Source organism: Parasphingopyxis sp. (assembly GCF_052168295.1).
Classification (GTDB): Bacteria; Pseudomonadota; Alphaproteobacteria; order Sphingomonadales; family Sphingomonadaceae; genus Parasphingopyxis.
Window position 1 is genome coordinate 31579 of sequence record NZ_JBQLZN010000024.1, and the last position, 25637, is coordinate 57215.

The window sequence follows — 25637 nt, forward strand, 5'->3', positions numbered from 1 at the left end:
AATCGCGGAGAGCCATGCACATGAAATCACGCTCGCTCCGCTCACTCTGCGCCCCCTCTCCCTGACGGCGCTGCGCGCCGCCTTTCCCTCTCCCGCAAGGGGAGAGGGATTGATTAGCCCAACCGCTCCAGCGCCGCCTTGAGCCGCTCGGCCTCGGCGGTCTTTTCCGCATGATCGGCGCGGGCCTTCTCGACCGCCTCAGGCTTCGCCTTTTCGACGAATTGCGGATTGGACAGGCGCTTGTCGAGTGAGTTGGCTTCCTTCTCAGCCGCTGCGAGCGATTTTGCGAGGCGGGCCCTCTCGGCATCGAGATCGATTACGCCTTCGAGGGGTATGACATATGTCGCTTCGTCCACGGGGATTTGAGCCGCGCTCCCATCGGGAGCAGCACCGGTGCTGACCGTTTCGATCCGGCCAACACGCGCCAGCGCAGACGCCTGCCGCTCCAGCCTTTCGAGCGTAGTCCCCGAAGCATCGCTGACATGAACGCCAAGCTTCGCGCCTGGCGGAATGTTCAGTTCTGATCGCGCCGTGCGTACTTCGCTGACTAATCGGATCAACCAATCGATCTCCTTCGCCGCATCCTCGTCCATCGCGCGCGCATCGGCGATCGGCCATTTGGCGGTGATCAGCGGATAGTCCGGGCGGTCGCCCATCTTACTCCACAGCTCTTCGGTGACGAAAGGCATGAAGGGGTGCAGCATGACCAGGATCTGGTCCAGCACCCAGCCCGCCACCGCCTTGGTCTCGTCCTCGATCTGGCCCTTGATGAGTTCGAGATACCAGTCGCAGAACCGGTCCCAGACGAAATGGTAGATGGTGTTCGCCGCGCCGTCGAAGCGCAGGTCGGCGAAGGCGAGATCGAGCTGCTGGATGGTCTGGATCGTCTCGGCGATGATCCAGCGATTAACGGGTTTTTCCGCTGCCGGCGCCTCCAGCGTTGTGCTCGCCCCGATGCCGTTGGCTTGGCAGAAACGCGCCGCGTTCCAGAGCTTGGTTGCGAAGTTGCGATAGCCCTCGACGCGCTTTTCATCCATCTTGATGTCGCGGCCCTGGCTTTCCATCGCCGCCATGAAGAAGCGCAGCGCGTCTGCGCCGTATTTGTCGATCAATCCAAGCGGATCGACGGTATTGCCCTTGGACTTGGACATTTTCTGCCCGTCCGCGGCGCGGACAAGGCCGTGGAGGTAGAGCGTATGCCAGGGCACCTCGCCCATGAAGTGCATCCCCTGCATCATCATCCGCGCATCCCAGAAGAACAGGATATCGAAGCCCGAGATCAGGACGCTGTTGGGATAGTGGCGCTTGAGGTCTTCGGTTTCCTCGGGCCAACCCAAAGTCGCAAAAGGCCAGAGGCCGGAGGAAAACCACGTGTCGAGCACGTCGGGGTCACGATATGCAATGCAAACATTGCTCGGGATTCCGCCAGCAGGTTGGTAGTCTAAAGCCTCGCTGCGGCTATCGAAATACAAGAACTCTGCGATGTTTTGGTCCTTGGCCAGCGCCAGCCTTTCGAATTCCTCCTTACTGTCCGTCACAAACACTTCGGTTTCGAGTGTGATGTGATTGAAAGAGTACCAAGCCGGAATACGGTGCCCCCACCATAGCTGGCGCGATACGCACCAGGGCTGGATATTCTCCATCCAGTTGAAAAAGGTCTTTTCCCAGCTTTTCGGGACGATCTTGATCGTGCCGTCGCGCACCGCCTTGATCGGGGCCTGCGCCAGCGTCTCGGCGTCGACATACCATTGATCGGTCAGCCAGGGCTCGATGACGACATTGGAACGGTCGCCATAGGGCGTGACGATCACGCGGTCCTCGACCTGTTCGAGCAGGCCGGCGGCGTCGATCATCTCGACGACCTTCTTGCGCGCATCGAACCGGTCCATGCCGACAAGCGCGTCGGGGATCAGTCCGTCCGCCGTCTGGCAGACCTTCGCATCGGCATCGAGCATGTTGAGCATGTCAGCCGGAGCGATGCCGGCCCGCTTGCCCACATCGAAATCGTTGAAATCATGGCCCGGCGTGATCTTCACCGCGCCAGACCCCAGTTCGGGATCGGCATGTTCGTCCGTTATTACCGGGACGAGCCGGCCGGTGATCGGCAGCTTTACCCTCTTGCCGGCGATATCGGCATAGCGTTCGTCACTCGGATGCACGGCGACGGCCATATCGGCGAGCATGGTTTCGGGCCGGGTCGTTGCCACGCTGATCGCGCCGCTGCCATCTTCCAGCGGATAGGAGAAGTGCCAGAAATGGCCGTTGATCTCGCTATTCTCGACCTCGAGATCGGAGATCGCGGTCTTGAGGCCCGGATCCCAGTTCACGAGCCTTTTGTCGCGATAGATCAGCCCGTCATTGTAGAGATCGACGAACACCTTGGTGACGGCCTTGGTGAAGCCCTCGTCCATGGTGAAGCGCTCGTTCTCCCAGTCCATCGAGCAACCTAGGCGCCGGAGCTGGCGGGTGATCGTCCCGCCGCTCTCTTCCTTCCACTGCCAGACCTTCTCGACGAATTCCTCGCGCGTGAAATCGGTGCGCTTCTGTTGTGTTTCCATGAGCTGGCGTTCGACAACCATCTGGGTGGCGATGCCGGCATGATCGGTGCCGACGACCCAGAGCGCGTCCTTGCCTAGCAGCCGCTGGTGCCGGATCAGGATGTCCTGGAGCGTATTGTCGAGCGCATGGCCGATATGCAGGCTACCCGTCACATTGGGCGGCGGATTGACGATCGTGAAGGGTTCGGCCTCATCCCGTTCGGGGCGGAACAGGCCTTCCTCTTCCCAATGGGCATACCAGCGCGCCTCGATGGCCGCGGGATCGAATGTCTTGGGTAGCTCGCTCATGGCGATCAGCCGTTAGCAAGGCGCATCGCGCGGCGCTACCGGCTTTTCGCTGTTACGAGCCTGTCCGCGTCAGTCGCAGTCGAGCGCCGCGCGGATCCGTTCGTCGAGTTCGTCGATCAGGAACGGCTTGAGCACGACATCATATTTTCCGAGACTTTCTATCGTGATCCTGTGGTGGGGAAAGCCGCTGATGAGGATCGTCTTCAGGCCCGCCATCTCCTTGGCGAACTCGGCGATATCCGCGCCGCCCAGCTCGCCGGGCATCACAACGTCCGAGACGACGATATCGATATCCGGGTTCGTCGCCAGGGCATCGAGCGCTCCTGCGGCGTGCGATTTCGCGACGACCGTGTAGCCCTTCTCCCGGAGCAGTTCCTTCGTGACCTGCGCCACATCCGGCTGGTCATCGACGAGCAGCACCGTGATCGGCCTGCCCGGCTCCGGCACCTTGTCCGGGCCGGCAAGTTTTTTGAAGATTCGCGAGAGAGCCATAGTCTGCAAACGACAATGAACGCTGCCGGTTCCCCCAAATCTCACGACATTTTTCGCCATCGGTTAACACGCGCGGCCCACTATCACCACGCGCCACGGATTGCCACAATTTATCACTGTTTTTCAAAGGTTTGTGGGAGCGATATGGTTATCACAGAGAGCTAACATGGTCTTGCGAAATACGGTTAATGCGGCCTTTACCCGTGCGCCTGTTATTCGCCGTCGAGCGCGGCGCGGATGCGTTTGCCCAGTTCGTCCATCCGGAACGGCTTGAGTATGACGTCGAACCGCTCGAACTGGTCCGTCGGGATCGCCTTGTCGGCATAACCCGTGACGAGAACCGCCTTGAGGCCCTTTTCCTTCTGCACGCGCAACGCGAGATCCGCGCCGTTGAGCGTACCCGGCATCACGATGTCGGTCAGCAGCAAGTCGATATCGTCGCGATCTTCGAGAATATCGAGCGCGCGCTGCGCATTGATCGCATGGATCACCGTGTAGCCGAGTTCCTCGAGCATGGCCTGGGCGACTTCAGCGACATCCTCCTGGTCTTCGACGAACAATATGGTTTCGTCGCCAGTACCGATGCCGTCTGTATCACTCATACTCATTCCTTCTGTCATGCCGGAAACAATGTCCGAACGGCTAATCCGTTCCGCGCCGCGCATATACCGATTCGATATCGGCCCATGCCTTGTGGCGCATATTAGCCTTCACTTCGTTAAAGGCGGGCTGACTAGCGAATTCCTCGGCCCTCGCAACCGCTTTATCAACTGTCCTTTCGGGCATCACGCACTCGTCGGCCATGCCGGTCTCCACGGCCTCTGCCGCGCCCATCAGTCGCGAACTGAAAGCGAGCCTGCGATGCCAGACCGGGTCGAGCCCATATTCCATAATGATCTGCGGTACTTGGGGGAAAGCGAGACCCGCTTTCGCTTCGGGCAATCCGATCTTCAGGTCCGTATCGGCGATCACCGTCCAGTCGGCGGCGATCGCGATGATCCCACCGGCGCCGATCGCGTGCCCCGGTACCGCGCAAACGAAAGCGCATGGCAGGCGCATCAATGCCGCGCAGAAATCGTTGATCCCCCAGAATAGCCGCCGCCGCATCGCGCGATCCGCATCGGCGGCCTGTTTGATATCGACGCCGGCCGTCAGAACGCCGTTCGCGCCCGTCAGGACCACGCCGCCGGCCGGCGGCTCGTCGCCCAGTTTTTCCAGCAGCGCCGCGCCCTCTTCGAGCGTTTCCGCGTTCAACGCATTCAGCGGCGGCCGATCCAGCGTAACCAGCAGTGTCGCGCCGCGTGTTTCGGTGCGAAAGGCGCTCACTCGGGCGCGCCGCTTTCGCTGGCCGTCCAGCGCGCCACCCAGTCATATACGGTGCGATGCCATTGCAGGCTGTTGCGCGGCGAGTTCACCCAGTGGTTTTCGTCGGGAAACACGAGCAGTTCGGACGCGACACCCTGCCGCTGCAGGGCGGTGAAGGCGGCGAGGCTCTGGCTATAGGGAATGCGGAAATCGAGCTCGCCATGGATCACCAGCATCGGCGTCTGCCAGTTCTCGACATGATGGACGGGGTTCCAACGTTCATAGGCATCTTCGCGCTCGAAATAGGGCCCGCCGAAATCCCATTCGGGAAACCACAGCTCTTCGGTCGAATAATAGAACTGCCGCAGGTCGAAGATGCCGGCATGGTTGACGAGACAGTCGAACCGGTCCGGCCAGTTGCCGGCGATCCAGTTCATCATATAGCCGCCATAGGAGGCGCCGAGCGCGCATACGCGATCGCCGTCCATCCACCCGTTCGCTTCCAGCACAGCGTCTAGGCCGAGCTGCAGATCGCGCAGCGGCTTGCCGCCCCAGTCATTGTTGATGCTGTCGGTGAATGCTTGGCCATATCCCGTGCTGCCGTGAAAATCGACGGTGACGACGGCATAGCCCTGCGACGCCATGGCCGCCGGATTCCAGCGATACGACCAGCTGTTGCTGAACGATCCCTGCGGGCCGCCATGCACGAAATAGGCGACCGGCGCAGTTTCGCCCTCGGCAAGCCCCGGCGGGCGGAATATCTGGCCGTAGACGGTCTCGCCATCCGACCCCGCGAAGGAGAATTCCTCCCGGATCGGCATTTCTATATCGCCGAACGTCGCGCCGTTGACATTGGTCAGCTGCCGCATCGTCCCGTCGGCCTCGATGCGATAGAGATCGGCGGGCGCCAATGCGCTCGCCAGGCTCACCATCAGCGCGCCGTCCGCCTGCGGCAGAATCGCGCCGATGCTGCCCTCGCCCGACACGCGCTCGATCCGACCTTCGGTGAGCGCATAGCGGAAGACAGGCGTATCGAGCCGGTCTTGCGCAACCAGATAGATGGACTGGCCGTCAGGCGACCAGGCGAGCGCACCGATGCTGTGATCCCAATCTTCTGTCAGCGCACGCGTTTCACCGGTCACGAGGTCGCGCAGATGGAGCACGCGTCGATCGCTTTCATAACCAGGGCGCTCCATCGCCACATAGGCGAGGAAGCGTCCGTCCGGCGACGGGGTCGGCAGCGAATCATAGGCTTCGTTCTCGGCCGTCAACACTTCCGGCGTGCTCGATCCGTCGGCAGGCGCGCGGTAGATATCGAGATCGGTCGATGTCGCTTCGGAAACACCGCCCTCGCGCAACGTGAAGAAAATCGCCGCGCCCGACGGATGCCAGGCGACCTGCTCGCCGCCGCCGAACGGGCGCGTGGGCGTATTTCCGTTCAGCGGCCGCGAAACGACCGCGCCCTCTCCGTCGATCAGCCCGTCCGCCAGCGCGTAGGTGACGAGCCGCGACTGCGTCCCGTCGTTCCAGCTGCCCCAGTGCCGCGCCATGATCGCATCGTAAAACCGGCCGCTGCCCGCATCCGGCACGGCTTCCGCGTCGGCGCAGCTGATATCGGCGCAATCCGAATCCTCGTCGAACCATATCGCTATGCGCCGCCCGCCCGGGCCGATCGCGAAACCGGCGACATCAGCCTCGACAGTCGTAACCTGAACCGCATCGCCCTCGCCGATCGGCGCACGCCACACCTGGCTCGAGCCGCTGCGATCGGAGAGGAAGTAGATATGCGTGCCGTCGGCCGAAAATGCCGGGGCGCTTTCGTCGCTATCGGACGCCGCACGCAAGCGTTCCGGCGCGGAGCCGGGCTCGCGCAGGTCGAGCAACCACAGATCGCCGCTACGCGCGTTTGCCTCGAGATCGGTTTCCTGCATCGCAAAGGCCAGCATGCCGCCATCGGCCGAAACAGCGCTGCCGCCGAGGCGGTTGAGCTGGACCAAGTCCTCCGGCGTGAAGTTCCGTGCGGAAGCGGGCGACAAGGTTGCCGCAAGCGCGCACACCGCGGTCATCAGGGCGATTTTTCTCATGTCGATGTGATAGCGCACCGGTCTAGCGGCGCAAGCTGTCAGAATGCTCGAAAGCCGCCTTTATTCGCGGCCCGCGGCTATGCGCGCAATTTCGCGAGCCACCATCTCTTCGACGATACCGGAGAGATTCTCGTCGAGCCATTCCTTGAGCATCGGCCGGAGCATTTCACGCACCAATCCTTCGAGCGGATGCGCCTCGTCGGCGTTGCCGCCTTTCGCGCGCGGCGTCGTTATCGCAGTGAGCGCGGCGAAGGCCGCCTGCGTCGCTTCGACGGTCTCTTCCGAAGCTATCGTCTCGTCCGCATCTCCGGCGACATCCGCGCTCGGCACTTCCGGCGTCGTCTCTACCTCGTCGGTGAGTTCGAGAACATCCTCGGCCACGGGCGGTTCGGACGTTTCCAGGACCGGCTTCTTGCGCGGCGCGCGCGGTTCGGGCTCGCCACCGGACGGATCGCCATCCTCTGCGATGATCTTCTTGATGGAAGCCAGTATCTCTTCCATCGTCGGCTCATGGTTAACGTCGCCCATGGGCGCGACATGCCTCAATTTTCGGGATTTGTCATCCCGCGCTCGGGATTATCGACCGTGCGTGTCGATTGAGTCACAGGACGCGGATCGTCGTTCCAGTCGAACCACTGATTGTCGACCCGCTCATAATTGACGTTCGGATCGTAAAGCGCGCCGCCGTCCAGGCCCAGATCCTGCGCTTCGGCCTGCCCCATGGCGGCCAGCAGGTTGAAACCGGCGACATAGGCGTTGCGCCGCGCCGTCACGAGATCGACCTGGCTGTTCAACAGTTCCTGCTCGGCGTTAAGAATGTCCAATATCGTTCTCAAACCGACGGAATTTTCCGCGCGGACACCTTCAAGGGCGAGTGCATTGGCGTCGACCGCCGTCTCGGTAGCGTCGATCACCTGCAAAGTGGCGCGATAGCGCGAAAACGCCGCGCGCACATCGGCCACAACGGCCCTTTCGGTGGCAATCACGGTTTCCATTGCCTGCGTCCGGCGCGCCTGTGACTGGCGGACCTGCGCGGCCGGCCGGCCCCCCTGATAGATGGGCAACGTGGCGCGAATGCCGACGGTCGCGGTCGTTTCTTCCTGCACGAACTGATTGCCGAGGGGGCCGCCGAGCGTATCGAGATAATTGTTGTAATTGCCGCGCGCAAAGGCTTCGAGGCGCGGCAGCCGCGTGCCCCGGGCGGCTGCGATGTCGCGTTCGGCCGCATCGGCATTGCGCTGCGCCGAGATCAGATCCGGATTGTTGACGATGGCGATATCTTCGGCCGCATCGGGTGTCGGGGGCAGCTCCGGCAGCGGCGGCGGCGGCTCAAGTTCCTCGGGCCATTCACCGACGAGCCGCAGATAATTCTCCTCCGCCGCGGCAAGCTCGGCCTCGGCCGAGTCCAGATTGGCACGCGCCGTGGACAGCCGGGCTTCGGCCTGGGCGACGTCCGTACGCGTCAGATCGCCGATTTCGAAGCGGTCGCTCGTCGCCTGAAGATTGGTATCCAGCACCCGCACCTGGTTCGCGTTGAGCTCCACAATGTTCCGGTTGCTGATAACGTCCAGATAAGCGGCGACGACGTTGGTGAAGAGATTGGCCTCGGTCGATCGCAGATCGGCCTGGCCGGCCTCCACCCGGTCGCGGGCCGCCTGGATGCGGTTGCGGACGGAACCGCCCTGATAGATCGGCAGTGTCGCATCGGCTTGCGCGCCGGTGATCCGGTCCGGCGCAGTAAAGGAGTTGGGCGAGTTGCGCAGATTTTCGTTGTAGAAGCCCGTCACGCTTACATTCGGACGGCCGTCCGCCAAGGTAATCGGCACATTTTCGTCATTCGCCCGTTGCCCGGCGCGCGCGGCATTCAGCGTCGGATTGGTCTGATAGGCTTCGAGCAATGCACCGCGCAGCGTCTCGGCCGAGGCCGGCGCCCCGGTCATCAGCACGACCGCCGCAGCGCCCGACAGAAAGATACTCGCCTTTGCCGCCATGTTACTCATCCTAAAACACAAATGCCGCGGGACGTTCAAAACCGGGCAAGGCCGCCGACTGCGCATCGACAAAGGCCGTCGTCCCGAACGCTTCGCCCTGTTTGCGGCCGTACACAAGACGCGTCACGCCATCGTCGGCCATTGCAGCAACGAGCCGTCCGCCGTCTCCGAGCTGTGCAACCAGCGCATCGGGCAGATGTTCGATCGCACCGTCGACAATGATCACGTCATAGGGCGCGCCGCCCGCCCACCCGTCGGTGAGCGGCCCGGAAACGCTGTCGACATTGGCGAAATCCGCGAGCGTTTTCGCGCCGTGCGCGGCGAGCGCTTCGTCTTCTTCGAGCGCAACGACCGATTTAGCGAGGCCCGCGCATAATGCGGCGGTATAACCGGTTGCCGAACCGACGACGAGCACATGATCGTCCGGTGTGAGCGCCGCTTCGGTCAACAGCCGGGCGGTCGCCATCGGCAGGTTCATGCGGCGGCCATCGCTCAAGGGCAGCAGCATTTCCGCATAAGCAAGCGCCGCCTTGTCTTCCGGTACGAAATCCTCGCGCGGCAGGACCGCCATCGCCCGGATGACACGCCGGTCGTCGACGGCGTTCGGCCGCAACTGGCTTTCCACCATCGCCGCACGCATCGCCTCGAAATCGTGAGTCATAGCAGGGAAGCCTTGCTGTTCTTGTTCTCGTTGCACACGACTGTCTTATCTCAGCAATACAGTCACGTCAACGCCGCCTTCTATCGGCAATAACAAGCGAGGCCAAGCCGCTATGCGAACGGTTTCGACGAAAGCGCGGTTGCGCTTGACAGATTGCCCCGGCTTGCCCATTTGCCCGCCCTCGACAGTTGCCGCGGGGCCCGATGGCGGAGTGGTGACGCAGCGGATTGCAAATCCGTGTACGCCGGTTCGATTCCGGCTCGGGCCTCCACGTCTCCTCGCCGGAATATTTCGAGAAATCAGGCCTTCGGCGGCCAAGGGAAAAAACCGCTCGTCCGGCGGATATAATCCTCATATTCGGGTTTGGCGCGTTTGAGGCGGCGCTCGAGCAGCGCGGCGCCGCTCCATTTCACCAGCAGATAGGTCATGACAGCCGGGCCGATGAAGCTCGCTATGCCGAGCGTCGTTTCCGCCGCGATCAGATAGAGGCCCCACCAGACGCAGGCGTCGCCGAAATAGTTGGGATGGCGCGTGTAGCGCCATAGCCCCTTGTCCATGACGCCGCCGGTGCCTTGCGCCTTGAAGCGCGCGAGCTGCCAGTCGCCGATCGTTTCGAAGAGGATGCCGATAATGGCGAGGCCAGCGCCGAACCAGCCCAGCAAGCCAACGGCAGCGGGTTCCGCCGGGATCGAGCCGAGCTGGATCGGGAGCGAGACGATCAGCAACAGGATGCCCTGCAGCATGAAGACCATCCGGAAGCTGAACCGGTGCGGATGCGGCTGCGCCTTGCCGAGCATCGCGACATATCGCCCGTCCGGCCCTTCCCTGCGCCAGCGCCAGAAGAGATAGCCGGCGAGCCGCGTGCCCCAGATGGCGGCGATGCACAGGATCAGCAGGCGGCGTTCCTCCGATCCGCCTTCGGTAAGCAGGTAGGTCACCCCGGCGATGATGACGAAGCTGAAGCCCCAGAAACTGTCGATGAAGCTGACATCCTTGATCGCAACGCTGATCGCCCAGAGCAGCACGAGGATGGCGAGGATCACGGCCGCGTTGACGCCGAAAACGAAGAGAAAGCTTTCCATGAAGTGTGTGCCCCTGTTGTTTTTACGACCGATATGCTGCGCCCCGCGGCGCTTGGCCATACGCTTTTCGAAAGCCTAGGCAGAGCCGCGCAGGTTCGATACCCATGCTGAAAAGCCGAACTGGAAAGGATCGCCGCCATGGACGTCAAAACCGTCAACCGCGTAAAGTCGACGCTGGAGGATGACGGCCATCCCTATATCGGCGGGGCCTGGACGCCCAATTTCGAGGAAGTGGACGCGCACGACCTCGATGCGGTGGGCGAGATCCCGACCGATATTTCCGGCGTCTATGTCCGCAATACCGAAAACCCCGTGCACCAAGCGATCGGCACCTATCATCCGTTCGACGGGGACGGGATGCTGCATGCGATCCATATCCATGACGGCAAGGCCAGCTATCGCAACCGCTTTGTCCGCACGAAGGGCTTCCTCGCCGAACAGGAAGCCGGCCGGGCGCTATGGGCCGGCATCGCGGCCAACCCCAAGCTCTCCGAACGGCCGGGCTGGGGCGCGCAGGGTTCGCTGAAAGACTCATCCTCGACCGATGTCGTCGTTCATGCCGGCAATGTGGTCTCGACATTCTACCAGTGCGGCGAGCCCTATCTGCTCGATCCAGTCACGCTTGAGGACAAGGGCATCGCCGATTGGGGGCCGGACGAGGGCATTTCCGCCCATCCCAAGGTCGACCTCGATACCGGCGAACTGCTGTTCTTCAACTATTCGAAGAAGGCGCCGTACATGCATTACGGCATCGTCGATAAGAACAATCAGCTCACCCATTACGTCCCGATCCCCCTGCCCGGCCCCCGCCTGCCGCACGACATGGCCTTCACCGAAAATTACACGATCTTCAATGATCTCCCGCTCTTCTGGGACCCGGAATTGCTGGAGCGGGACCTGCACGCCGCGCGCTTCTATCCCGAACTCGGCACGCGCTTCGCGATCATCCCGCGCTATGGCAGCGAAGAGGATATCCGCTGGTTCAAGGCCGACCCGACCTTCGTTCTCCACTGGATGAATGCCTATGAAGAGGGCGACGAGATCGTGCTCGAAGGCTATTTCCAGGAAGACCCGCAGCCCAAGCCGCTGAAAGACGTGCCGCAACAATGGGCGCAGATGATGGCCTATCTCGACGAGCATTCGATGAAGCCCAAGCTCCACCGCTGGCGCTTTAACCTGAAGACGGGCGAAACGCAGGAAGAGCATCTCGACGAGCGCATCCTGGAATTCGGCTGCTTCAACCGCAATTTTCAGGGGAAGAAAACGCGCTATCTTTACAGCACGACGGCCAAGCCCGGCTGGTTCGTGTTTACCGGCATCGTGAAGCATGATTTCGAGACAGGCGATTCGGTCGAACTGCAATTCCCGGACGGCGAATATCTAAGTGAGCCGTGCTTCGTGCCGCGCATCGGATCGACCGAGGAAGATGACGGCTATCTGATAACCTTCACCATCGACACGAATAACGACCGCTCGGAATGCGTGTTGCTGGATGCGCGGGATATCGAAGCGGGGCCGGTCTGCCGGATCGCCCTGCCCCACCGCATCAGCAGCGGCACACATGCGATCTGGGCGAACAGCGACGAACTATAGGCGAAACCATATGAGCGCACCTGTATTCATCCTTGGCGGCTATCAGACAGATTTCGCGCGCAACTGGCATCGCGAAGGCGAGGATATTTTCGGCCTCTTCAAGGCAACGCTGGAAGGCGGTCTTGCCGATACGGGCCTCGAACCCGAAGAGATCGAAGCCGCCCATGTCGGCAATTTCACGGCGGAACTCTTCTGCAACCAGGGCCAGCTCGGTGGCTTCTTCGCGGCGGTCGACGACCGCTTCTCCGGCATGCCCGCCCAGCGCCACGAAGCCGCCTGCGCCTCGGGCAGCATGGCGATCCTTTCCGCGATGGCCGAGATCGAGGCCGGGCGGTACGACTGCGTCTGCGTGCTCGGGATCGAGATGATGCGCAACGTGCCCGGCGACACTGCCGCGCAATATATCGGCGGCCCGGCGATGTTCTCCGGCAAGGAATGCGATGGCGTCCAATATCCCTGGCCGCACATGTTTTCCGAGCTCGGCGACGAATATGAGCGGCGTTTCGGGCTGCAACAGGCGCATCTCGCCGAGATCGCGCGCACCAATTTCGCAAATGGCCGGCGTAATCCCAATTCGCAGACGCGCAAATGGACGTTCGGCAATGCGAGCTTCGTAGAAGATGACGAGGCCAATCCGGTCATCGACGGTCGCATCCGGCGGCAGGATTGCGGGCAGATCACCGATGGCGGCGCGGTCATCTTTCTCGCGGGCGAAGCCAAGGCGCGCGACTATGCTGCGCAACATGGCACGTCGCTCGACGACATCGCCCGGATCGACGGCTGGGGCCACCGCACCGCGCATATCGCGTATCGGCCGAAGATCGAGGCGAGCAAAGCGGAGGATTATGTCTTCCCGCATGTCCGCAAGGCGGTGGCCGACGCGCTGGAGCGGGCGGGCATCGGCTCGGCCAAGGATCTGGACGCCATCGAAGTCCATGATTGCTTCACGACCACCGAATATATGGCGATCGACCATCTCGGCCTGACCGGACCCGGCGAAAGCTGGAAGATCATCGAAAATGGCGGGATCGCCATCGACGGCGCGCACCCGATCAATCCGAGCGGCGGCCTGATCGGCTCCGGCCACCCGGTCGGCGCGACCGGAGTCCGCATGATGCTCGACTGCGCAAAGCAGGTGACGGGCCAGGCAGGCGACTATCAGGTCGAGGGCGCGGACAAGGCCGGAATGCTGAACATCGGCGGCAGCACTACCACGGTGGCGAGTTTCATTGTCGCGCGAGCCTGAAAGCTCAGCAGCCGCGCGGCGCGATTAACAAATGCTAATTATCTGATTTTTCACGTTTTTCTGTGACTTTGATTCGCGAAATGAGAGCGAATGTCGTCACAGAACCCTTTGTGAACAGGCGGCGGGAGCCGCGCCAACCGCTACTTACGCACGTGCAGCTCTCGCTGCACGGCACGGTGCTGGGCATGTCGCGGACATACGATATCTCGGCTAACGGCTTCTGCGGGTCGAATATTGCACATCTGGAGCCCGGCCAGCGGATCGGCATCGGAATAAACGGGATCGGCACGGTGGACGCGACCGTCCTTCGCACCGAGCCGAGCAGGTTCGCCGCGCGTTTCGAACGGCCGATCAGAGTGGAAGATGTCGATATCTCGCCGATCATCACGCCGCATCGCGCTCTGCCGAGGAATGCGCTTAGCGAGGAAGGCTTCTGGAAGTGAACAAAATGACGACCGTGTTTACCGACGACAATCAAACCCAAGAGTCCGGGGCAGGCAAGCGGCAGCACAGTCGGCGGCGCGCCAATGTGCGCATCGGCATGCGAAAACGCGGTTACGCGCAGACGAAAACGGACATGACCGATATCTCTCAAACGGGATTCCAGATCGACAGCACCGTCAATCTCGCCACGGGCGAAATCATCTTCATTTATCTCCCAGGCATTCAGCCATTGAGCGCAAGGGTGGTATGGCGCGACGGGTTTCGGGTCGGCTGCCGGTTCGAGGCGCCGATCAGCGAATACATCTACGAACGGCTTGTCGACACGGTCGGAACAGACTGAAAGCCATTGGAGTGGTCGAACTCTAACAATTCTAGCTGACGACTAGTGGCCCGGCGCGTCGTTTCCGCTATAGGCGGCGATCCTGTTGGATGGGCCGATGATCAATTTCAGCAATCTCAAGGTGCGCCTCGGCGGCACGGTGATACTCGACGGCGCGACGGCGGCGCTGCCGCCGGGTGCGAAGGTCGGGCTGATCGGGCGCAACGGCGCGGGCAAATCGACGCTGATGCGCGCCCTGACCGGGCAGATCGAGGCCGATGACGGCTCGATCGACATGCCGAACGATATGCGGATCGGCTATCTGGCGCAGGAGGCCCCGGCCGGAACGCAATCGCCGCTCGAGACGGTGCTCGCGGCCAATTCCGAACGCACCGCACTGCTCGCCGAATCCGAAACGGCAACCGATCCGCAGCGGATCAGCGATATTCACGAACGCCTCGCCGCGATGGATGCGCATGCCGAGCCCGCCCGCGCCGCGCGCATCCTGAGCGGGCTCGGATTCAGCGAGGACATGCAGGCGCAACCACTCGACAGTTTTTCGGGTGGCTGGAAGATGCGCGTGGCGCTCGCCGCGCTACTCTTCACCGCGCCTGACATGCTGATGCTCGATGAACCGTCGAACCATCTCGATCTCGAAGCGACGCTCTGGCTCGAAAATTTCCTGCGCGACTATCGCGGGACAATGCTCGTGATCAGCCATGAGCGGGACCTGCTCAATAACGTCGTCGATCATATCCTGCATCTGAAAGCTGGGCGAACGAAGCTCTATCCGGGCGGCTATGACGCGTTCGAGAAACAGGCGGCCGAACAGGCGGCGCAGGCGGCCAGCGTGCGCGCCAAGCAGATCGCCGAGCGCGAGAAACTGCAGGCCTTCGTCGATCGCTGGCGCGCTAAGGCGCATGCCGCGAAACAGGCGCAGAGCCGGATGAAGGCGCTGGCGCGGATGGCCCCGGTCGAAGCGGCGGTCGAGGATCCGACGCTCGTTTTCGGTTTCCCGAGCCCGGGCGAAATGAAGCCACCGATGATCGTGCTCGACGATGCGGCGGTCGGTTATGAGGAGGGCAAGCCCGTTCTCTCCCGCGTGTCGCTCCGCATCGACCCCGAAGACCGGCTCGCTTTTCTCGGCCGAAACGGCAACGGCAAGACGACGCTCGCCCGGCTGCTGGCGGGGCAACTCGATCCTATGGGCGGCGATATCGCGATCCACGGCAAGACGCGGGTCGGCTATTTCACCCAGTACCAGGTCGAGGAGCTGGACGGCGAGGATACGCCGCTCGACCATATGACGCGCGCCATGCCCGATGCGAAACCCGGCGCGGTGCGCGGACAGCTCGGCAGGTTCGGCTTTTCCGGCGACAAGGCGACGATAGAGGTCCGCAAGCTTTCCGGTGGCGAGCGGGCGCGGCTGGCGCTGGCGCTGATTACGCGCGATGCCCCGCACCTCCTGATCCTCGACGAACCGACCAACCATCTGGACGTCGATGCGCGCGAGGCGCTGGTGCAGGCGCTGACCGAATATTCCGGCGCTATCGTCATCGTCAGCCATGACCGGCACATGCTGGAACTGACTGCGGACCGTCTGATCCTGATCGACGATGGCACGGCTACGGAGTTCGACGGATCGATCGACGATTACACCGATTTCGTGCTCGGCAAGGACGAGCCGCCGCCGGAAGCGAAGTCGGGCGCGCGGAAGAACGCGAAACAGGCGCGCCGCGAGGCAGCCGAAGCGCGGAAGGAAACGCAAGCCTTGCGCAAGAAGGCCAAGGATGCCGAAGCGCAAATCACGAAGCTCGAAAAGGAGCGCTCAGCCATAGATCATGCGATGTTCGCGCCAGACGAGGTAAAAGGCGATCTCGCTGCCGCGACGATGAGCGACCTGATGATGCAGCGCGCGAAGATCGAGGAACGGATCGCCGAACAGGAAGAGATCTGGACCAGGGCTTCCGAAGCGCTGGAGGAGGCAGCCATGTGACAATATTGTGAATACCGGAAAACGCGTATAGAGGGCAGTCAAATATCGTAGGGTATTTTGCCAAAGAGTTGACAAACAGGGGTCGTATATGGGCGAGAAAAAGCCTTCCGAACAAGAGGTGGTTGACGTTATTTCGCAGGTCTGGGACCGGAACGATGACGAAGAATGGCGCAAAGACCAATCACATTATCGAGGCGAGGGACGTTGGGCTGATGACGAGCGATGGCAGAAGATCGGTCAGCTGACCGCGAGCCAATTGCGGATGGCAGCCAAGATGGCCGGTCGCGAAAGCGATCTTCGCAATTTGCGTATCCTGGAATGGGGGCCAGGCGGCGGTTCAAATGTATTTGCGTTGAAGGATATTGCTGACCAATATTTCGGGGTAGACATTTCGGCGAAAAACCTGGCCGAGTGCCAACGAATGATCACCGCGGAAGGTTATGATCAATTGTTCCGCCCAATTCTCCTCGACGGCGAACCTGAAAATATTAAGAAGATGGTGGACGGAGAAGTCGATGCTTTTCTGAGCACTGCCGTATTCCAACATTTTCCAAACCAAGATTATGGATCTGAGGTTTTGAAAGCTATTCGTTCTGTATGCGCCACGGATGCCATTGGATTAATTCAGATTCGCTTCGATAATGGCAATCCCCGTTACGCGCCCAAAGAAAATATACAGGAATACGCCTCCGATCCGCGGACAGCCACGTCGTATAAACTCGACGACTTTTGGGTGCTATTGCACGAAAGAGGATTTGCCCCACTTGCAATATTGAAAATATCTCAGCGTAACAACTATGCGACCTTCTTGATTAAGGCACGATAGCAGACCTGGTCGAGCTTTGGATGTTATCCGTGCTTGCTAGCCCAACGCCAGCACCGCAAAACTCGCCAGCCAATGCTCGCCCATATAGTCGCCCTCGACATGCGGTAGCGCGACGTCGAGATGGCGCTCGGCGGTTTGCGCAGCGCGTTCGCCGAGGTCTGCGGGCAGCGCATTGGCGATGCCCCGCCAGCACCAGGCCCGGGCGAGGTTGAAGCCGTCGAGATGCGCGATCTTGCCGTCGCTGCGATCGCTCGGAACCGCGGGCGTAAACAGGCTGGCTGGCTCGCCGATATCGAGCCGCGGCAGGAAGTTCGCGAACCATTCGGCGAAATCCGCTTTGCCCAGCACGATCCGCATGAGCAGCGCTTCGATCATCGCCGAAGAGAGAAACTCATCGCCACCCGGCTCCCAGGCCTGACAGTCGCGATCCATGCCGTAATAGAAGCCCGCTCGCTCGCGGATCAGGCCGAGCAGGTCCGCATCATGCGCCGCGGCCCAGCTATGAGCCAGTACCAGCGCGAAAGCTGTATTGTAATGCGTGCCCGTGCGGATCGGATAGCCCTGTTTGGGCAGGAACAGCATGAACCGCTCCGCGAATGCGCGCGCGAGCGGTTCGAGGTTCGCGCTCCAGTCGCGGTCCTCGTGCCGCGCCGCCTCGCCATGCAGCGCCAGCAGCCAGGCCCAGCCATAGGGCCGCTCGAACCCGCCCGAATATTCGCGATCGAGATAAGCAAGCTCGCCCCCGACCTTTTCCTCGGTCAGCATCCGGTCCGCCAGCACCTCGACATCCCGCGCAAACGGCGCATCGGGATAGAGCCGCCGCAGGGTCAGCAACATCCAGTATCCATGCACGCAGCTGTGCCAGTCGAAACTGCCATAGAAGATCGGGTGCAGCACCTTGGGTTCGCGCGCGTCCTCGGGTCCGTTCATGACATGATCGAGCTTGTGCGGATATTGTTGCGTGACATGGCCTAGCGCGATGCGGGCGAATTTCTCGGCGAGGTCTTGGGTCAGCTCCATAGCAGAAAGGCTCCGATATAGATGATGGCGACATTGCAGAACCAGAGCGGGATCGCCGTTCCGACCTGCTGGCGGATAACGCCGTTCTGATCTTTCAGCTCGAGCAGCGCCGCAGGGACGATGTTAAAGTTCGCCGCCATGGGCGTCATCAGCGTACCGCAGAAACCGGCCAGCATGCCGACCGCGCCGATGACCGCCGGGTTACCCCCATAATCCTCGACGAGCAACGGAATGCCGATCGCCGCCGCCATCACCGGGAAGGCGGCGAAGGCGTTACCCATGATCATCGTGAAGATCGCCATGCCGAGGCAGAAGACGATCACCCCGATCAGGATATTATTCTCCGGTATCAGCGTTCCGGCGGCTCCGCCGATCACATCGCCGACGCCCGCCAGCGCGAAGACGGCGCCGAGCGCAGCGAGCATCTGTGGCAGGATCGCGGCCCAACCGATCGAATCGAGCAGGCGGCGCCCCTCCTCTGCCGGCGCCAGTAGCGGCGACTTCAACCAGATCATTGCCGCGACCAAAGCGAAGACCACGCCGATGCCGAACAGGATCAGCGTCTCGCGGCGCTCCTCGAACAACCCGGTCTCGAACAGCGGGGTATAATTGTAGAGCAGCGTACCCGCGACGGCCGTGATCGGAACGATCAGCGCCGGCAGGAACAGGCGGTTGCCGAGAAGCTTCGAGAAATCGAAGCGCTGTTCGACTGTCGTCGTTTCGGGATCGCTGCGCCCGAGGCCGCCGATGCCGGCAATGCCCACCATCGCCAGCACCAGCAGGCCATTGGCAAAATCGGAGACATGACTGCCGAGCAGGAAGCTCGCGGCGAGCAACCCCCAGAAAGCGGCATTGCCGAGACGCTTGCCATTCGACCGGTCGAGCAAGCTCAACAGCGCCCATAGCGCGAAGAATGAGCCGGCGAGGATGTAGAGCCATTCATAGGTGATCACCTGCGCTTCTCCTCGACACGACGAGAAGGAATGCGTCCCAGCCGCCTGTCAAAAGCCAGGATACGGCTGCCATGGATGAAAAAAGCGCAAATCGCGGTCGGGATCGCCCAGACCGACAGCTGCAGCGGCGTCAGCGGATAGCCGGCGCTTTCGAACACGCCCTGGATCAGCAGGATCGACGCGATGGCGAAGAAGATGTCCTCACCGAAAAACAGCCCGACATTGTCGGTCGCCGCCGACATCGCCTTGACCTTCTCGCGCTCATCGTCGGGCAAATCGCCATGCGATTTTTCGGCCGCCGCCTCGGCCATCGGCGCAACGAGCGGCCGAACCGCCTGCGGGTGGCCGCCAATATCCTTCATGCCGATCGCAGCAGTGACCTGGCGGAACCCGAGATAAACGACGAGCAACTTGCCCATCGTGGCACCTCGCAGTCCCTCGATCACAGTACGCGCGCGCTGTTGCAGGCCATAACGCTCGAGCAGACCGATCACCGGCAGGATGATCCAGGTGACCGAAATATAGCGGTTGTCGTTGAACGCCTTGCCCAGCGCCTCGATCACCGCAACGAAATCGAGCCCGCCGAGAAGGCCGGTTGCTATGGCCGCAACCACAACGACAAGCAGCGGATTGAAACGCAGCGCGAAGCCGACGACGACGATCAGGATACCGGACAGGACAAGATAGTCGGCCATTAGCTAACATCATTCCAGCGAAATCTGGAATCTCTGGCCGCATGCGCATTGCCAAATTGCCTTAGATCCCAGCCTTCGCTGGGATGACGAAAACGATTCATTTATCCTCCCCGAAACCGCCACCACCGGGGGTCTCAACGACATAGACGTCGCCCGGCTCCAACGCGCTCGAGGCGGTGGCGGGCAGTTCCTCCTCGCTACCGTCCGTCCGCACGACATAGTTGCGCCCCGGCGCCGCGTCCGATCCTCCTCGGATGCCCCGGGGCGGGATGCGGCGGCGGTTGGCGAGCATGTTCGCCTGCATCGCTTCGAGAAAACGCACGCGGCGCACCGTGCCGTCGCCGCCCCGATGCCGCCCTGCCCCGCCCGAGCCGTGCCGGATCGCGAAGCTTTCAAGCAACACTGGGAGGCGGGTCTCCAGAATCTCCGGATCGGTCAGCCGGCTGTTCGTCATATGCGTCTGCACGGCGCTGGTGCCGTCATGATCGGGCCCCGCGCCCGAGCCGCCGGCGATCGTTTCGTAATATTGGTGCCGGTCATTGCCGAAGGTAAAATTGTTCATTGTGCCGGCGGACGGCGCAAGCCGGCCGGTCGCGGCGAACAGCGCATCTGTGACGACCTGACTGGTCTCGACGTTGCCCGCGACGACGGCCGCCGGATATTGCGGGTTGAGCATCGAACCCTCGGGCACGATCAGCTCGATCGGGCGCAGACACCCGTCATTCATCGGGATCGCGTCGTCGATCAGTGTCCGCACCACATAGAGGGTCGCGGCGCGGGTTATCGAATAGGGTGCGTTGAAATTGTCGGGCTGCTGGTCGCTCGTGCCGGTGAAATCGATGGTCGCGGACCGGGCCTCGCGGTCGACCGTGATCGCCACCGATACTTGCGCGCCATTGTCCATCTCGTAGGTGAACGCCCCGTCGTCCAGCTTTTCGATCAGGCGGCGGACCGCCTCTTCGGCATTGGCGAGGACGTGATCCATATAGGCGGCCACGACATCGCGGCCATAATCGGCCGCGATCCGCACCAGTTCCTCCGCGCCGCGCGTGCACGCCGCGAGCTGGGCCTTGAGATCGGAAATGTTACGGTCCGGATTGCGCGCCGGATAGTCGCCCGCACCGAGGATCGTGCGCATCTCGGCTTCTAGGAAACGCCCCTCATCGACCATCAGGACATTGTCCAGCAGCACGCCTTCGTCTTCTATCGAACGGCTATCTGACGGCATCGAGCCCGGCGCGATCCCGCCGATATCGGCATGATGGCCGCGCGCCGCGACAAAGGCGGACGGCGCATCGTCGCCCGGATGGAATACCGGGACGATGACGGTGATGTCCGGCAGGTGCGTGCCGCCGCGATAGGGCGCGTTGAGCACATAGGCGTCGCCCGGGCGGATGCCGCGTCCATCCCTGCAGTCCTCGCGCGCTTCGATGATCGTCCGGATGCTGTCGCCCATGGAGCCGAGATGGACGGGGATATGCGGCGCATTGGCGATCAGCGCGCCCGTAGGGTCGAACAGGGCGCAGGAGAAATCGAGGCGTTCCTTGATGTTCACGGAACTCGCCGTGCTCTGCAGTGCAACGCCCATCTCCTCGGCAATCGCCATGAAGAGGTTATTGAAGATTTCGAGCATGACCGGATCGACGTCCGTGCCGATCGCATGATGCTCCGCGCGCGGCTCTGCGCGGGTCAGGATGAGATTTCCATGCGTATCTGCCTCGGCCTGCCAGCCCGGCTCGACATAGGTGGTCGCCGTCTCCTCGACGATCATGGCGGGGCCGGTGATCGTTTCGCCGTGAGCAATACCCTCGCGCGCAATCACCTTTCCGTGCTCCTGCGAAGGCAGGAGTCCAGTCCGAGGGGGCCGGGCCTGGGCTCCTGCCTTCGCAGGAGCACGGATATCGTTCGTCCGTCCCACGGCTTCGGCGATTAGCGTCTCGACAATAACCTCGGCCTCCTCGTCGACATAACCGAAACGCGCCTTGTGCAGCGCTTCGAATACCGCGCGCATCGCCCTGGGCGTATCGCGCGCGACTTCGAGCGCGCTGTCGCTGCCGGAATAGCGCAGCGCGACACGGCACTCGCTTTCTATCGCCGCGGGATCGACGCCCTGTTCCCGGACGGCCGCTTCCGCCTCTTCGGCGAGCGATGCCATCTCGGCGCCGAAATCCGTGCCCAGCGGCCTGCCGAACGTGACCTCGCGCAGCACCGTCACATCCGCGAGACCTATCCCGTACGCCGACAGCACGCCTGCGAGCGGATGGATCTGGATCCGGTCGATCCCGAGCGCGTCGGCGACGAGGCAGGCATGCTGCCCCCCGGCTCCGCCGAAACAGGCGAGCGCGTAACGGGTCACGTCGTGGCCGCGCGCGATCGAGATTTTCTTAATGGCGTTCGCCATGTTGTCGACGGCGATGCGCAGGAACCCTTCGGCGACCTCCTCCGGCGTCATGCGCGTGCCCGTTGCCAACTGGATATCCACCGCCATTTCCCCAAGCTTCTCCGCAGTGATATCCACATCGATGGGCTGATCGCCATTTGGCCCGAACACATGCGGAAAATGATCGGCGTCGATCTTGCCGAGCGCGACGTTGCAGTCGGTCACTGTCAGCGGCCCGCCGCGCCGGTAACAGGCCGGCCCGGGCACCGCGCCAGCGCTGTCCGGCCCGACCCGGAACCGGCTGCCGTCGAAATGGCAGATCGAGCCGCCGCCCGCGGCCACAGTGCGGATTTGCAGCATTGGCGCGCGGATCCGCACGCCCGCGACGACCGTTTCCAACGTGCGTTCGTATTTTCCCGCATAATGCGAGACATCGGTAGACGTGCCGCCCATATCGAAGCCGATGATCCGCTCGAACCCGGCCTGTTCCGCCGTTTTCGCCATGCCGACAATGCCGCCCGCCGGGCCTGACAGGATCGCGTCCTTGCCCCGAAACGCGTGCGCATCGGCGAGGCCGCCGTTGGATTGCATGAATTGCAATCGAACGTCGTCCCCAATTCCATCCACAACCTTGTCCACATATCGGCGCAGCACCGGGGAGAGATAGGCGTCGACGACGGTCGTATCGCCCCGCCCCACCAGCTTGATGAGCGGCGCGACCTCATGGCTGACGGAAATCTGGGTGAACCCGATCTCGCGGGCGATGGCGGCGAGCCGCTCTTCATGGTCCGTGTACTGCCAGCCATGCATGAGCAGGATCGCGATGGCGCGAAAGCCGTCGGCATGGGCCGCTTCGAACGCTTCTCGCGCAGCATCCTCGTCGAGCGGCGTCTCTATCGCGCCGTCGACGCGGACGCGCTCGTCTATCTCGATCACCCGCTCGTAAAGCTGGCTCGGCAGCTTGATATGTCGCGCGAAAATCTCCGGCCGCGCCTGATAGCCGATCCGAAGCGCATCGCCGAACCCGCGCGTCACGGCCAGCACCACCCGTTCGCCCTTGCGCTCGAGCAGCGCATTGGTGGCGACCGTCGTGCCCATTTTCACGCTGGCGATCGGCCCTGTGCCATGGCCTGCCTGCAATCGCTCGATCGCGGCGACGGCCGCATCGTCATATTGTTCGGGATTGTCGGAGAGGAGTTTCTCGACATGCAGCGCGCCGTCCGGCGCGATCGCGACCACATCGGTGAATGTCCCGCCGCGATCGATCGCGAAGCGCCAAGCCCTCTCCATCCGCATGTTCAAACAGGCTCGCCCGGCGATTACAAGCGCGGACCGTCAGTAGAGCCGCTTGAGACCGGCGAAAAACGCCTCGGACGAAAAACGGTGCCCGGCTTGCTCGACAGCCTTTCGCGATGCGGTTTCGAGCCACTCGGCATCGCGTAGCAGCACAATACTGCGATCGACGAGCACCCCGACATTGTCAGGTGGTACGAGAATGCCCGTCTCGCCATCGACAAAGGTCTCGCCGATCCCCCCGACATCGAATGCCACAACGGGCACGCCCGAAAACTGCGCCTCGATCAGGACGTTCGGCAGTCCTTCGGTACGCGAGGTGAGCCAGAACAGGTCCATAGCGGCCAGATAATCGGCCACATTCTCCACCTGCCCCGGCATGTGCACAGACGCCGCCAGGCCGGCCTCGGCAAACCGATCCGCGACCGCGGCGCGCAAGGGCCCGTCACCGATCATCAGGAATTGCGTATCCGGCGCTTCCCGCGCCAACGCGATAGCGGCATCGGCCCAGAGCAGTGGCTGCTTCACCTCGGAGAAGCGCAGCACCGTGCCGATAACCGGCCGGTCTCCCGCCAGACCGACCGCCTGTTTCGCTTCCGCTTTCGGCTTTCCGGGCGCGGCCCAATCGAAGCCGTTATAGAGCACGCGAAACCGCTCATCCTCGGGCGCGCGCCACCAGTCGGCATAGCCGCGCGCCGCCGCCTCTGCGCAGAAGACGGTCGCGACTTCGGGCCGCGTCCGCAGTTGGCGATAGACCGCGGGATAGGAAGCGATCGGCTCGGCCCGCCCGGTTAGCGGGACATTCGGCGTATGATGGAAATGGATGACGATCCTTGGACATCCGGCGACCAGCCCGGCAAAGACCGCGAGCAATCCGGTCAGGTCGTTCCAGGCATGGATGACGCACGGACGGGTATCGCGGATATGGGCATGGAGCTTGTACGCGCGCACATTCCAGCTCGGCGGCAGGAGCGCGAAGGGCATGGCCGCCGCGCCATCGGGTCCGAGCAGCACGATATCGCGCGCACTGACGCCTGCCTCTTCCGCATAGAAGGCCGACGGCGCGCCGTCGGCATAATCGAGCAGCGCGAGATTAACATGATCAAAATCGTCGCCCTCGGCGAAATGGCGATAGGCGCGCGCTAGCATCCGCTCCATGCCGCCGCACGCCAGCGTGTTGCCGACCATCAGCAGGCGATTGTTAGGATCGTACGGCTCGGCGCCTTCGAGTCCGCGTTCGAACAGCCAATCGAAGGCCAGTTCGACCGGCTCGGCGGAAATAGGCGGCTGGGCATCCGGCTTGCTGCGAACATGATCGAGCAAAGCGGCACGCGCAGGCACCTCCCCAGCGAAATTGGCGGCGGCCAGTATTGTGCTGTCGTCGAGCCAGCGGCCGCGCTCCGCCGCCAGGCTGGCCAAGCGGCGGCGGATCGCCGCGCGCTTCTTGGCGCGCTTCGTTTCGGTCAGCGCCCGCCGTAAAAGGATGCGCGCGAAACCCGGATAGCCGAGCGCGCGCGCCAGCCGCGCATCGGCGATAGCGCGGTCTTCGGCGGAAAGTGGATATGCGGCAAAAGATGCAATGGCGCGTTCCAGCAGCGGATCGTCATGACCGGCGCCCAGCTTGTGCAGTCCGACAATCGCCCAGTGGAGATGCGCCGGCGATGCGCCACGGTCCAGCAGGCCGTCCATATGGTCGCGCAGTCCGCCCGCATCACCCCGCGTGCGCAATGTTTCAACCGTTGCTTGCGTTTTCTTCGCCGAACCGGCGAATATCCGGCCGAGCGCGGACCCCCGCTGCGATGCCGATGGCGCGGCGAAAGAGAGATCGTCAGGCACCAGATCCCCCATCGGATGATCCGATCGAAATGCGTCGATGACCGGCTCGGCGTCACCGCTGTAAGAGTCGAGCGAATGCGCCGAAGGACCCGCGCTATCGATCGATGCAAGAAAATCCGGAACTGGATCGAGCTGCGCCCGCATGTGATCGGCCAAGCCCCGATGTCCGAGATTCAGCGCCGCCTCGGCGGCACAGGCGGACGCAAGCCGAACGTGCTCGCCGGACCGAAAGACATCGCGCCACAGCATGATCGCATCGGACCAGAAACCGCGTTGGCTGGCGACGATGGCGGCGGCCATAGGTCCGTCGGGCGGCGGCGGGAAGCGGTGCACGGCTATCGGCCAAACAGCCGCGCGAAACGCGCGCGCCAACGTCCCGACCAGCCCGCCGCGCGATGCAGCCGGTCAATCTCTGTGCGCGTGCGTTCCGCCTGCCGCGCCAGATCGCGTTCATGCCGCGCCGTAAGCGCTTTCTCCCGGCCCGCGCGTATGCGCTTCTCGCTGCGCAGCCGATCGATCTCCGTCCACGCGGCGGCCGTGCGCGCACGCCACAACGCCGCCTCGCGCTCGGCGTC

General features: G+C 62.7%; 21 protein-coding genes and 1 tRNA gene. 7 read left to right on the forward strand and 15 right to left on the reverse strand.

What is annotated here, in order from left to right; translation table 11 throughout:
- Positions 1-113 precede the first annotated feature (113 nt).
- The 8 genes from ACTS1Z_RS03980 to ACTS1Z_RS04015 all read right to left on the reverse strand — a co-directional run bounded on the left by ACTS1Z_RS03980 (position 114) and on the right by ACTS1Z_RS04015 (position 9379).
- On the reverse strand, positions 114-2846 hold the full coding sequence (locus tag ACTS1Z_RS03980; protein WP_442623140.1) for a valine--tRNA ligase: 2733 nt from the start codon (positions 2844-2846) through the stop codon (positions 114-116).
- Positions 2847-2915: 69 nt separating this feature from the next.
- Positions 2916-3338 (reverse strand): response regulator, encoded by a 423-nt coding sequence (locus ACTS1Z_RS03985; RefSeq protein ID WP_442623141.1) that lies wholly within the window; start codon positions 3336-3338, stop codon positions 2916-2918.
- A gap of 212 nt (positions 3339-3550) precedes the next feature.
- A complete protein-coding gene (locus ACTS1Z_RS03990) occupies positions 3551-3940 on the reverse strand; it encodes a response regulator (RefSeq protein WP_442623142.1) in 390 nt (129 codons plus the stop codon).
- 40 nt (positions 3941-3980) lie between these two features.
- A complete protein-coding gene (locus ACTS1Z_RS03995; protein WP_442623143.1) occupies positions 3981-4664 on the reverse strand; it encodes an enoyl-CoA hydratase/isomerase family protein in 684 nt (227 codons plus the stop codon).
- Positions 4661-6727, reverse strand: coding sequence for a prolyl oligopeptidase family serine peptidase (locus ACTS1Z_RS04000; RefSeq protein ID WP_442623144.1), 2067 nt, complete (start codon positions 6725-6727; stop codon positions 4661-4663). Before ACTS1Z_RS04000 ends, ACTS1Z_RS03995 begins: the two co-directional genes overlap by 4 nt.
- A 60-nt stretch (positions 6728-6787) precedes the next feature.
- Positions 6788-7255, reverse strand: a complete 468-nt coding sequence (locus ACTS1Z_RS04005) for a DUF2497 domain-containing protein (RefSeq protein ID WP_442623145.1) — start codon at positions 7253-7255, stop codon at positions 6788-6790.
- 14 nt (positions 7256-7269) lie between these two features.
- Positions 7270-8727 carry a TolC family outer membrane protein gene (locus ACTS1Z_RS04010; protein WP_442623146.1) on the reverse strand — a complete coding sequence of 486 codons (1458 nt, stop codon included), beginning with the start codon at positions 8725-8727 and terminating at the stop codon, positions 7270-7272.
- 1 nt (position 8728) lies between these two features.
- On the reverse strand, positions 8729-9379 hold the full coding sequence (locus ACTS1Z_RS04015; RefSeq protein ID WP_442623147.1) for a protein-L-isoaspartate O-methyltransferase family protein: 651 nt from the start codon (positions 9377-9379) through the stop codon (positions 8729-8731).
- 197 nt (positions 9380-9576) lie between these two features.
- On the opposite strand from ACTS1Z_RS04015, the gene ACTS1Z_RS04020 reads away from it, so the two are divergent.
- Positions 9577-9650 (forward strand) — tRNA-Cys (locus ACTS1Z_RS04020).
- Positions 9651-9678: 28 nt separating this feature from the next.
- Here the strand turns inward: ACTS1Z_RS04020 and ACTS1Z_RS04025 are convergent.
- Positions 9679-10461 (reverse strand): DUF1295 domain-containing protein, encoded by a 783-nt coding sequence (locus ACTS1Z_RS04025; protein WP_442623148.1) that lies wholly within the window; start codon positions 10459-10461, stop codon positions 9679-9681.
- A 138-nt stretch (positions 10462-10599) separates the two neighbouring features.
- On the opposite strand from ACTS1Z_RS04025, the gene ACTS1Z_RS04030 reads away from it, so the two are divergent.
- The 6 genes from ACTS1Z_RS04030 (at position 10600) to ACTS1Z_RS04055 (ending at position 16885) form a co-directional block, all read left to right on the forward strand.
- The gene (locus tag ACTS1Z_RS04030) at positions 10600-12054 is read left to right on the forward strand and encodes a carotenoid oxygenase family protein (RefSeq protein WP_442623149.1); all 1455 of its coding nucleotides are present in this window, start codon (positions 10600-10602) and stop codon (positions 12052-12054) included.
- A 10-nt stretch (positions 12055-12064) separates the two neighbouring features.
- Positions 12065-13300 carry an acetyl-CoA acetyltransferase gene (locus tag ACTS1Z_RS04035; RefSeq protein WP_442623150.1) on the forward strand — a complete coding sequence of 412 codons (1236 nt, stop codon included), beginning with the start codon at positions 12065-12067 and terminating at the stop codon, positions 13298-13300.
- A gap of 80 nt (positions 13301-13380) precedes the next feature.
- Positions 13381-13743: a PilZ domain-containing protein gene (locus ACTS1Z_RS04040; protein ID WP_442623151.1), complete on the forward strand. Its 363-nt coding sequence runs from the start codon at positions 13381-13383 to the stop codon at positions 13741-13743.
- Positions 13744-13757: 14 nt separating this feature from the next.
- A complete protein-coding gene (locus ACTS1Z_RS04045) occupies positions 13758-14084 on the forward strand; it encodes a PilZ domain-containing protein (protein ID WP_442623152.1) in 327 nt (108 codons plus the stop codon).
- 97 nt (positions 14085-14181) lie between these two features.
- Positions 14182-16059 (forward strand): ATP-binding cassette domain-containing protein, encoded by a 1878-nt coding sequence (locus tag ACTS1Z_RS04050; RefSeq protein WP_442623153.1) that lies wholly within the window; start codon positions 14182-14184, stop codon positions 16057-16059.
- 88 nt (positions 16060-16147) lie between these two features.
- Complete coding sequence (locus ACTS1Z_RS04055) at positions 16148-16885, forward strand: class I SAM-dependent methyltransferase (protein ID WP_442623154.1); 738 nt, start codon at positions 16148-16150, stop codon at positions 16883-16885.
- Between the two features lie 36 nt (positions 16886-16921).
- Here the strand turns inward: ACTS1Z_RS04055 and ACTS1Z_RS04060 are convergent, their stop codons facing one another.
- The 6 genes from ACTS1Z_RS04060 to ACTS1Z_RS04085 all read right to left on the reverse strand — a co-directional run.
- On the reverse strand, positions 16922-17905 hold the full coding sequence (locus ACTS1Z_RS04060; RefSeq protein WP_442623155.1) for a DUF2891 domain-containing protein: 984 nt from the start codon (positions 17903-17905) through the stop codon (positions 16922-16924).
- Positions 17896-18858, reverse strand: coding sequence for a DUF979 domain-containing protein (locus ACTS1Z_RS04065; RefSeq protein ID WP_442623156.1), 963 nt, complete (start codon positions 18856-18858; stop codon positions 17896-17898). Before ACTS1Z_RS04065 ends, ACTS1Z_RS04060 begins: the two co-directional genes overlap by 10 nt.
- On the reverse strand, positions 18855-19553 hold the full coding sequence (locus tag ACTS1Z_RS04070) for a DUF969 domain-containing protein (RefSeq protein ID WP_442623157.1): 699 nt from the start codon (positions 19551-19553) through the stop codon (positions 18855-18857). The genes ACTS1Z_RS04065 and ACTS1Z_RS04070 overlap by 4 nt, the downstream gene beginning before the upstream one ends.
- Before the next feature lie 97 nt (positions 19554-19650).
- Positions 19651-23229: a hydantoinase B/oxoprolinase family protein gene (locus ACTS1Z_RS04075; RefSeq protein WP_442623162.1), complete on the reverse strand. Its 3579-nt coding sequence runs from the start codon at positions 23227-23229 to the stop codon at positions 19651-19653.
- Between the two features lie 39 nt (positions 23230-23268).
- The gene (locus ACTS1Z_RS04080; protein WP_442623158.1) at positions 23269-25395 is read right to left on the reverse strand and encodes a glycosyltransferase; all 2127 of its coding nucleotides are present in this window, start codon (positions 25393-25395) and stop codon (positions 23269-23271) included.
- A gap of 2 nt (positions 25396-25397) precedes the next feature.
- Positions 25398-25637: hypothetical protein (locus ACTS1Z_RS04085; RefSeq protein ID WP_442623159.1), on the reverse strand; the 240-nt coding region annotated here is incomplete at its 5' end.